This window comes from Microbacterium sp. 69-7 (genome assembly GCF_001897985.1).
GTDB classification, from domain to species: domain Bacteria; phylum Actinomycetota; class Actinomycetes; order Actinomycetales; family Microbacteriaceae; genus Microbacterium; species Microbacterium laevaniformans.
Genome location: NZ_MKRU01000058.1, coordinates 1 through 9,898, shown reverse-complemented (window position 1 = coordinate 9,898; position 9,898 = coordinate 1). Strand labels below are relative to the sequence as shown.

The following is a 9,898-nucleotide window of genomic DNA, read 5'->3' as shown; positions in this document are numbered from 1 at the left end:
TTCGGCTACTTCTCGGTCGGCCTGGGGATGACCTACCAGGTGTCCGACACGAATGTGTCCGCGAATGAGATCCGGCGCATCATCGTCGCGCAGACGCTGCTGGCCTACCTGTTCGGGGCCGTCATCCTCGCATCGGTGATCAATCTCGTCGCCGGCCTCGGCTGAGCCGCCGCCCCCTCCGGCACGGGGTTAGAGTGACCCGGTGAGTATGGGCATGGGGGGAATGGGGCCGGGTGGTCGTCCGGCGGCCTTCCGCGGCGTGGACGAAGGCGCGCAACGGCGACTGAACGCACAGGCCCCGGCGATCCCGAACCTGGGTGCTCGGGTCGTGGGCCTGTTCCGCCCCTACCGCCTGCGCATCCTCGTGACCGCGGTGATGGTCGTCGTCGGCGCGGCGATCGGTGTCGTCCCGCCCCTCATCGTGCAGCGCATCTTCGACGACGCGCTGTTTCCCACGGACGGTGCGTCTCCCGATCTCGCGCTCCTGCTGCGGTTGGTGCTCACCATGATCGGGCTGTTCCTGTTCTCCGCGGTGCTCGGTGTCACCCAGACCTGGCTCACTTCGACGGTCGGCAATCGTGTGACGGGAGACCTGCGGGTCCGCCTGTTCGATCACCTGCAGGCGATGGAGCTGGGCTTCTTCACCCGGACGAAGACCGGGGTCATCCAGTCGCGGCTGCAGAACGACGTCGGCGGCGTCTCGGACGTCTTGACCAACACCATCACCAGCATCCTCGGCAACACGGTGACCGTGATCTCCGCCCTCGTCGCCATGATCCTGATCGACTGGCGGCTGACCATCATCGCCGTGATCATGATGCCCGCGCTCGTGCTCGTGCAGAGGCGGGTGGGGCAGGTGCGGGCCCGTATCGCGGGGCAGACGCAGGAGTCGCTGAGCGAACTGACCAGCATCACCCAGGAGACGCTGTCGGTCAGCGGCATCCTTCTGTCCAAGGCCTTCAACCGCCAACGGGCGGAGTCGGAGCGCTACCGCGCAGAGAACCTCAACCAGGTCCGTCTCCAGGTGCGCCGGGCCATGAGCGGACAGGGCTTCTTCGCCGTCGTGCAGGTCATCATGGCCTCGGTGCCCGCCGTCATCTATCTGGTGTCGGGCTACCTCATCGCGGGCGGTACCGGCGCGATCACGGCCGGCACCGTCGTCGCCTTCACCACGGTGCAGGCGCGCCTGCTCCAACCGCTCATGGGGCTGATGCGTGTGGCGCTGGATCTGCAGACCTCCCGGGCACTGTTCGCGCGCATCTTCGAGTACCTCGACTTGACGCCGGCCATCGTCGACGCTCCCGACGCGATAGACGTCGCGCGCGCTCCCGGGCCGATCGGACGCGTCGAGTTCCGCGACGTCGTCTTCCGCTATCCGGATGCCGCGGGCGACACCCGCCCGACGCTCGACGGAGTGTCCTTCGTCGCCGAGCCCGGCCAGCACATCGCTTTCGTGGGGCCGTCCGGCGCGGGCAAGACCACCATCGTCTACCTTGCTCCGCGTCTGTACGAAGCATCCGAGGGCGCCGTCGTCTTCGCCGGGCGGGATGTGCGGGGGCTCACCCAGGACTCGATCGTGGAGAACGTCGGCATCGTCTCCCAGGAGACCTACCTGTTCCACGCCACCATCGCCGACAACCTCCGCTACGCGAAGCCCGATGCCACCGACGAGGAGCTCGTGGCGGCGTGCACGGCGGCGAACATCCACCACGCCATCGCGAGCTTCGAGCACGGCTACGACACCGTCGTCGGCGAGCGCGGCTATCGGCTCTCGGGCGGCGAGAAGCAGCGGATCGCGATCGCGCGCGTCCTGCTGAAGGATCCACCGGTGCTGCTGCTGGACGAGGCCACGTCGGCTTTGGACACGGTCTCGGAACGGGTCGTGCAGGAAGCGCTGGACAATGTGGCGCGCGGGCGCACCACCATCTCGATCGCGCACCGGCTGTCGACCGTCGTCGGCGCCGACGTCATCCACGTCGTCGAGGCGGGGCGCATCGTCGAGTCCGGGACCCACAGCGAACTGCTGGCCCAGGGTGGGCTCTACGCCGAGCTGGCGCTCGAGCAGATGGCGGCCGCGACGATCGCGGGCTTGGAGGCGCAGGCGCGCGAACAGGCCTGAGGCCGCTCAGGCCGGCTCGCTCCAGTCCTCGGACCCGATCGCGTCCGTGGGGTACGGGACCGGCTCGTTCTCGGCGATCGCCTTCGGCTTCGGGTTGACGAGCTCCTCCGTGGAGAGGGATGCGAGCTCGTCGATCTCGGCACGGATCGGGGCGAGATCGGGACCCGTAGGACGATCGGGGAGGTGAGCGGCGTCGGAATCGGTCATCCGCTCAGAATATCTCCGGCTCGTCTCACCACAGTTCAGCCGCGCTGCGCAACCGGGCCGCGGCGTCATCGAGACCGATGGACTCGGCATCCGCACGGTCGTGGAGGGCGCGGATGAACGTGCCGAGCGTGCGTCGGTAGGCGTCGTCGGGGCTGTCTTGCGCGATGCGAACGAGCGGAGGGACGTCCATCTCCAGAATGAGACGCACGCGGGCGCGGGCGGCGGCGCGCTGACCGGCGCCGTCGAGCACGGCGATACCGCCGCTGAGGGCGTCGAGGTAGTCCTCGAGCACGGGGAGCAGATTCTTGTTCTGCGTGATGGAGGAGCCATCGGCGCGCTCTCGCCAGTGCACGACGACGTCGGGGATGACATCGATGGCGCGCGCGGCGGTGTAGAGACGCTGCGCCACCAGCTGATCCTCGTAGAGCTTGCCCTCGGGAAAGCGCAGCCCCGTCCGCCGCCAGAGCTCCACCCGGCTGAGCTTCGACCAGGCCACGATGTTTCCGGAGACCTCGGGATGCGCGGCCAGCGTCGTCGCGAGCCGCGGCGGATCGGTGGCGGCGCGAACCCACGGTTGCACGGGACCGGGACGGTAGGTGCCTGCCTCGTCGGCGCGCAGTCGCACGTAGGCGCCCACGACGACATCGCTGCCGGAGCGCGTGAGCGTGTCCACGAAGCGCTCCAGTGCGCGCGGGGTGAGCACGTCGTCGGCATCCAGGAATCCGACGAACGGTGTCTCGACGAGGTCCAGCCCGGTGTTGCGGGCAGCCGACAGCCCGCGCGCGACGGGATGGGTGACGACATGGAAACGATCGTCGGATGCCGCCGCCGCCGCAAAGACCTCTCCGGTCGCATCGAGGGATCCGTCGTCGACCAAGATGGCGCGCCAGCTCGTGAGCGTTTGTGCGCGGAGGGAGTCCACGGCCTCCTGCGCGTAGGCGGCGACGTCGCGTCCGGGGACGATGACGGTAGCGACGGGTGTGCTCACGGCCCCGATCGTACCGCCGTCACCGATGCGGCGACCGCGTCCGCGGCGGCATCGAGCAGTGCTGCGGCCCGCTCCTCGTCGCCGGCGCCGAAGTCATGACCGAAACTGAAGCGCACGGCGGTCTGGGCGAGCTCCGGGGTGATGCCCAGCGCGAGCAGCACATGGGACGGTTCGTCGCTTCCGGCGGCGCACGCGGAGCCGCTGGAAGAGACGATGCCACGGCGTTCGAGCTCGAGCAGCACCGACTCGCCGCTGGTTCCCGCGAAGGTGAAACTGGCCAAGGAGGGCAGCCGACGCACGGGATGGCCGGTGAGCCGCGAGGAGGGGACGAAGGCCAGCACGCGGGCGATGAAGCGGTCGCGCAGCGCGCCGACGCGTGCCGCTGCGGCGGGGCGCTCGCGCTCCGCGATCTCCAGGGCGGTTGCAATCGCGACCGCGCCGGCGACGTTCTCGGTGCCGCTGCGCCGCTCGCGCTCCTGGCCGCCGCCGTGGAGCAACGGTTCCAGAGGCACGCGGCCTCGGATCGCGAGCACGCCGATGCCCGGGGGAGCCCCGATCTTGTGTCCGGCGACCGAGATCGCATCGGCTCCGGTGTCGGCCAGCGGCAGCCAGCCCGCCGCCTGTACGGCGTCGACGTGCAGCGCGACGCCGGCCGCGCGCGTCACCGCGGCGATCGCGCCCAGATCCTGAACCGTGCCGACCTCGTTGTTCGCGTAGCCGATCGACACGAGCGCGGTCTCGGGGCGAAGCGCCGCGGCGATGTCCGCGGGCGCGACGAGGCCCGTCGCGTCCACGGGCAGCCGGGTGATGCTCGCGCCGTGCACACGCTCCAGGTACCCGCAGGAGGCGAGGACGGCTTCATGCTCGATGGGCGTGGTGATCACGTGCATCGGAGCGCTTCGTCCGCCGCCGCGATGCAGCGCCGTGCCGATCGTGATGCCCTTCACCGCCAGGTTGTCCGCTTCGGTGCCACCCGAGGTGAAGACGATGTCGGCGGGGCGCATGCCGAACACGGCGGCGACGCGCCGTCGCGCATCCGAGAGGACGGATGCCGAGGCCTCACCGACCGTGTGGTGGCTGGACGGATTACCGAACCGATCGCCGAGGTAGGGCAGCATCGCCTGGACCACGTCGGGACGTACCGGGGTGGTGGCAGCGTGATCGAGATAGAACATCGCTTCCTCGCGGGTCAGGCACCGCCGACGTTGCTCGCGACGCGGGCGTCCAGGCCCAGATCGAGGGCACGGGCGGAATGCGTCAGGGCTCCGACGGAGATCACGTCGACGCCCGTAGCCGCGATCTCGGACACGGTGTCCAGGCTCACTCCGCCCGACGCCTCGACCGTGGCGCGTCCGGCGATGAGTGCGACCCCGGCGCGGAGGTCGTCGAGCGCGAAGTTGTCGAGCATGATCGTGCCGATGCGCGCGGCGCCGCCGCCGGCGGCGAGGACGGGTTCGATCTGCTCCAGCCGGTCGACCTCCACCTCGACGTGGGTCGTGTGGGGCAGGGCGGACAATGCACGACGCAGTGCGGTCGTCAGATCGCCGCCGTCGGCGGTCAGCACCGCGAGGTGATTGTCCTTGGCCATCACGGCGTCCGACAGCGAGTAGCGGTGGTTGTGACCGCCGCCGCTGCGGACAGCGTGGCGTTCGAGCGCCCGCAGCCCCGGAGTCGTCTTGCGGGTATCGGCGATCCGCGCGCCGGTGCCGGCGACCGCGTCGACGTAGCGCGCGGTGAGGGTGGAGATGCCGCTCATGCGCTGCACGAGGTTGAGACCCACCCGTTCGGCAGTCAGGACGCCGCGTGCCGGCCCACTGACGGTCGCGAGCACATCTCCTGCGCCGAAGGCCGCGCCATCGGCAGTCGCCACGGTGACGGCGATGGCGGGGTCGGTGAGGGCGAACGCCGCCGCGAAGACGTCGCCGCCGCTGAACACGCCGGCCTCTCGTGCGACCAGGTCTGCCGTCGCGACGGCATCGGCCGGGATCAGATAGTCGCTGGTGACGTCACCCCACGGCGCGTCCTCCTCGAGAGCGGCGATGACGACGCGCTCGATCTGGCGTGCGGTCAGCATGCCGACCCCTGAAGCTCGCGTCGCGCCGGGGCGGATGGCGCGGACGCATCCTCGTCGCGGCGCGTGTGCGCGCCCACCGATGCGGTGCGGGCGAGCGCGGCATCCACCAGGCAGGCGGCCACCAGGAGCAGGTTGGCATCTTCGAACTCCGCCTCCGTCCGTGGCGTGCGCTGCCCGACCCGCCAGCTGCCGATCACGGCGGCGGCGTGGCGCAGACCCACCGCATCACGGACGAGCCCCGCGTGCGCCCACATCAGCTCCTGCAGCGCAGCTCGATGCCACGGCGCCGCCGCCGCTGCGGCGAAATCTCCCGCCGGGGCGGTCGCCGCAGCGGACGGCGCGGTGACGGGCCACGCACCGGACGCGGTGTCGCCGACGATCGCGTCACCGGCACGTGCGCCGAACACGGCTCCCTCCAGCAGCGAGTTCGAGGCGAGCCGGTTCGCGCCGTGCACGCCGGTGCGCGCGACCTCGCCCACCGCATACAGTCCCGCGACGCTCGTGCGCCCCTGGAGGTCGGTGACCACGCCCCCCATCAGATAGTGCGCGGCCGGCGTCACCGGAATCGGCTCCTGCGACCAGTCCAGCCCGCGCTCTCGCACGGCGGCGTCGATCGTGGGGAACCGGCGCCGAAGGAAGGCGCCGGCCCTCTTGCGCGCCGATCCTGTCGCGGCGGTGTCCAGGCCCAGGCCGGTCGCGTCGAGGAGCACCGGCTCGCCGCCCTGGCCCTCCATCACCGCGGCGATCGCGCGGGCGACCACGTCGCGGGGTGCGAGCTCGGCGTCGGGGTGGAGGTCGAGCATGAAACGCCGCCCCTCCTGGTCGCGCAGGACCGCCCCTTCGCCGCGCACGGCTTCCGAGACGAGGAAGGGTTCCGTGCCCTCGACGGACAGGACGGTGGGATGGAACTGCACGAACTCCAGGTCGCAGACGCTCGCGCCGGCACGCACGGCCGCGGCGATGCCGTCGCCGGTGGCGACGGCGGGGTTGGTGGTGTGGGCGTAGAGCTGACCGACACCCCCGGTCGCCAGCACGACGGCATCCGCCGGGATCCGATCGCGCCGCGTGTCGCCGACCAGGAGGTCGACGCCGCACGCGCGACCGTCGCTGTCGAGGATCAGATCGACGAGGAAGGCGTGCTCGATGACGCGGGCCCCGCTGGCGCGCACGCGTGCAACGAGCGCCTTCTCGATGACGCTCCCGGTCGCGTCGCCCCCTGCGTGGAGCACCCGCGGGTAGGAGTGCGCGGCCTCCAGTCCCTTCACGAGAGCGCCATCGCTGCCGCGGTCGAACGCGACGCCGAGCTCGATGAGTTCACGGATGCGCTCGGGCCCTTCGCTCACCAGGACGCGCACGGCGGCGGGATCACTGAGCCCGGCCCCCGCGACGAGAGTGTCGTGCTCGTGCGCGGCGGCACTGTCGTCGTCGAACATGACGCCGGCGATGCCGCCCTGGGCGTAGCGCGTGTTGGCGTGTTCGAGCACGTCCTTCGTGACGAGGGTCACCCGGCATCCGGATGCCGCGGCGTGCAGCGCCGCGGTGAGCCCCGCGATCCCCGAGCCGACCACGACGACGTCAGGCACGTCGACGCTCACGGCTTGGCCACCAGCATCCGCTCGAGGGCGACGCGTGCGGGGTCGGCGACGTCGGCGGGCACCGTGATGCGGTTCACGACGTCGCCGGCGACGAGGCGCTCGAGCACCCAGGCGAGGTAGCCGGGGTGGATGCGGTACATCGTGGAGCAGGGGCACACCACCGGGTCGAGGCAGAAGATCTCGTGCTGGGGGAACTGCGCCGCGAGACGCTGCACGAGGTTGATCTCGGTGCCGATCGCGAACGTCGTCGGCTCGGTGGCGGCGGCGATGGCCTTGCGGATGTAGTCGGTCGATCCCGCCTCGTCGGCCGCGTCGACGACGGCCATGGGGCACTCCGGGTGGACGATCACGCGCACGCCGGGGTGCTCGGCGCGGGCCTTGTCGATCTGGTCGACCGTGAACCGGCGGTGCACCGAGCAGAACCCGTGCCAGAGGATCACCCGGGCGCTGTCCAGCTCGTCGGCGCTCGAGCCGCCGAGAGGCTTGCGGGGATTCCACATGGGCATCTGCGCCAGGGGCACGCCCATCGCCTTCGCCGTGTTGCGACCGAGGTGCTGATCGGGGAAGAACAGCACCCGGCGCCCGCGGGCGAACGCCCATTCCAGCACGGTGCGCGCGTTCGACGAGGTGCAGACGATGCCGCCGTGCCGCCCGACGAAGCCCTTGATCGCCGCCGAGGAGTTCATGTATGTGACCGGGATCACCGGGACACGCCCGTCGGCATCAGCGGCGGTCAGATCGCCGTAGACGTCTTCGAGCTGCTCCCAGCACTCCTCGACCTCGTCGATGGAGGCCATATCGGCCATCGAGCAGCCGGCGGCGAGGTTGGGGAGGATCACGGCCTGCTCGGGGCGGGAGAGCAGATCCGCCGTCTCAGCCATGAAGTGCACGCCGCAGAACACGATGGCGTCCGCGTCGGGGTGCTCCAGCGCCGCGTTCGCGAGCTGGAACGAGTCCCCGACATAGTCGGCGTGCGTGACCACCTCCTCGCGCTGATAGAAGTGGCCGAGCACGACGACGCGTTCGCCGAGGGTCGCCTTCGCGGCGCGGATACGGGCGTGCAGCTCGTCTTCGGATGCCGTGCGGTACTCCGCCGGAAGTTCGCCCTGACGGGGCGCCCCGGTGGGGATCACGTCGCCCATCGACGAGCCGGGTCCGTATCCGGGGCGCGCGTCGAAGGCCCACGGTCCCGCCGCGAGATCGGTGTTGCAGGTCTCGGCCGTCGACGCGCCGGCGACGATGGCCTGGACGGCGTGGTCGACGCTGGGGTCGACCTCGCCGTCGGGGCGCGGTTGGAGGGTGAGGAAGGTGGCGCTCATATCGTGACCTCTTCGGGAAGGACGGATGGTGCGGCGTCGGCGTCGGCGACCGCGCCGGGTGGCAGGGGCCCGCGTTCGGCGAGCTCCACGTCGTGGTTGTAGCGGTAGAGACGCGCCGGCCGGTGGCTGCCGGTGCGAAACGCGTCGGTGGGGATCAGCGTCCCCGAGTTCTCCACCTGCCGGCGGAAGTTCGCGGGGTCCAGGTCGCGTTCGAGGATCGCCTCGTACACCTCGCGCAGATCAGACAGGGTGAACAGTTCGGGCAGCAGCCCGTGGGCGATGCGGCTGTAGCCGACTTTGTTGCGCAGACGCCACAGCGCGTAGTCGACGATGTGGTTGTGGTCGAAGGCCAGGGCCGGCAGATGCGCCGCGTCGAACCACCTCACGTTGTGGGCATCCGCGGGAAGCTGGGCGCCTTCGCGCAGCAGCGCCCAGTAGACGATGGACACGACGCGACCCGGGGCGCGGCCGACGTCGCCGAACGCATAGAGCTGTTCGAGGTAGCTCGGGGCGAGGCCGGTCGTCTCGGCCAGGGTTCGTGAGGCCGCAGCTTCGAGGTTCTCGGCGGCATCCAGCCAGCCTCCCGGAAGGGCCCAGAGTCCCTCGTGCGGATCGCGCGTGCGACGAACCAGCGGCAGCACGACGGCGAGGCGTCCCGACTCGTCGCTGCGCAGGCTGAAGATGACCGTCGAGACGGCGACACGGATCGTGTCGGTCGGGGCGCTTGTTCTTGTCATGATGACCATAACCTCGCAGATGATCTTAGAGTCATCAGGACTTGAAGGGCAAACCCGCGCCGCCGCCGAAAACCCCGATCGCGCTCGACCGGCAGCATTCGTGCAGGAATCGCGGAGCCGTACGCGTTACGGTGTGCGCGGAGGTTCCCCGTGCTGATCGTCGACATCATCGCCGTCGTGGCGCTGCTCCTCGCCCTCGCGTCGGGTCTGGCGCGCGGATTCTTCGCCAGCCTCGGCAGCGTCATCGGGATGATCGCCGGCGCCGCCGCGGCTCTGTGGATGTTGCCGCTGGTGACGCCGTGGCTGTCCACGGTCGTCCCTTCCGGGGGCTGGCGCACCGCGGCGCTCGCCGTCGCCGCGATCGTGCTCGTCGTCGTCGGGACCGCGTCCGGTACCGCGATCGGGATGGCGATTCGTCGCGGCGTCGACCGTGCGCGGCTGCGTGGACTGGAGCGCTTCCTCGGCGGCGTGCTGACCACGGTGGCCACCGCGTTGGTTCTCGTGCTCGTCTCCTCGGGGCTTGCGACCGCGGGCATTCCGTACGTGTCCTCGGCGGTCGCCTCCTCGCGCGTCATCGGTGCGCTCCAGGCGATCACGCCGCCGCCGGTCCAGGACGCGCTGACCCAGGCGCGCGGCGCTCTGCTCTCGGACGGGCTGCCACGGCTGGAGGCGGCGATCGGTGCGGTGGTCACGCCCACCGACCCGCCGATCACGCTCGACGATCCCGCACTGCAGAACGCCGCCGCCTCCGTCGCCCGCGTGAGCGGCACGGCCTATGCCTGCGGGGTTTCGATGACCGGGTCGGGTTTCGTGGCAGCGCCAGGACTTGTCGTGACGAACGCTCATGTCGTCGCAGGGG

The 9,898-nt window shown here is 70.7% G+C and carries 10 protein-coding genes; 3 read left to right on the top strand and 7 right to left on the bottom strand.

All coding sequences use genetic code 11. The features are described 5' to 3' along the window. The first annotated feature begins 27 nt into the window (after positions 1-27). Positions 28-165, top strand: coding sequence for a DUF1345 domain-containing protein (locus BGN98_RS05500; RefSeq protein WP_288120097.1), 138 nt, complete (start codon positions 28-30; stop codon positions 163-165). A gap of 49 nt (positions 166-214) precedes the next feature. After that, positions 215-2,119, top strand: coding sequence for an ABC transporter ATP-binding protein (locus BGN98_RS05495; RefSeq protein WP_288120095.1), 1,905 nt, complete (start codon positions 215-217; stop codon positions 2,117-2,119). Between the two features lie 6 nt (positions 2,120-2,125). On the opposite strand, the gene BGN98_RS05490 is transcribed toward BGN98_RS05495, so the two are convergent. From BGN98_RS05490 to BGN98_RS05460, 7 genes are read right to left on the bottom strand one after another with little or no spacing between them, the layout of a single operon-like run. Next, positions 2,126-2,326 carry a hypothetical protein gene (locus tag BGN98_RS05490; RefSeq protein WP_288120089.1) on the bottom strand — a complete coding sequence of 67 codons (201 nt, stop codon included), beginning with the start codon at positions 2,324-2,326 and terminating at the stop codon, positions 2,126-2,128. A 25-nt stretch (positions 2,327-2,351) separates the two neighbouring features. Next, positions 2,352-3,314 (bottom strand): glycosyltransferase family 2 protein, encoded by a 963-nt coding sequence (locus BGN98_RS05485; RefSeq protein WP_288120087.1) that lies wholly within the window; start codon positions 3,312-3,314, stop codon positions 2,352-2,354. Further along, positions 3,311-4,489 carry a cysteine desulfurase family protein gene (locus tag BGN98_RS05480; RefSeq protein ID WP_288120086.1) on the bottom strand — a complete coding sequence of 393 codons (1,179 nt, stop codon included), beginning with the start codon at positions 4,487-4,489 and terminating at the stop codon, positions 3,311-3,313. The genes BGN98_RS05485 and BGN98_RS05480 overlap by 4 nt, the downstream gene beginning before the upstream one ends. A 14-nt stretch (positions 4,490-4,503) precedes the next feature. Beyond that, positions 4,504-5,388: a carboxylating nicotinate-nucleotide diphosphorylase gene (gene nadC, locus BGN98_RS05475; RefSeq protein ID WP_016464705.1), complete on the bottom strand. Its 885-nt coding sequence runs from the start codon at positions 5,386-5,388 to the stop codon at positions 4,504-4,506. Next, positions 5,382-6,971, bottom strand: coding sequence for an L-aspartate oxidase (gene nadB, locus BGN98_RS05470; protein WP_016464706.1), 1,590 nt, complete (start codon positions 6,969-6,971; stop codon positions 5,382-5,384). Before nadB ends, nadC begins: the two co-directional genes overlap by 7 nt. 8 nt (positions 6,972-6,979) lie before the next feature. Further along, positions 6,980-8,302, bottom strand: coding sequence for a quinolinate synthase NadA (gene nadA, locus BGN98_RS05465; protein WP_016464707.1), 1,323 nt, complete (start codon positions 8,300-8,302; stop codon positions 6,980-6,982). Next, the gene (locus tag BGN98_RS05460; RefSeq protein WP_288120085.1) at positions 8,299-9,039 is read right to left on the bottom strand and encodes an NUDIX hydrolase; all 741 of its coding nucleotides are present in this window, start codon (positions 9,037-9,039) and stop codon (positions 8,299-8,301) included. The genes nadA and BGN98_RS05460 overlap by 4 nt, the downstream gene beginning before the upstream one ends. 150 nt (positions 9,040-9,189) lie before the next feature. On the opposite strand from BGN98_RS05460, the gene BGN98_RS05455 reads away from it, so the two are divergent. Further along, a partial coding sequence (locus BGN98_RS05455; protein ID WP_288120083.1) for a CvpA family protein occupies positions 9,190-9,898 on the top strand: 709 nt, incomplete at its 3' end.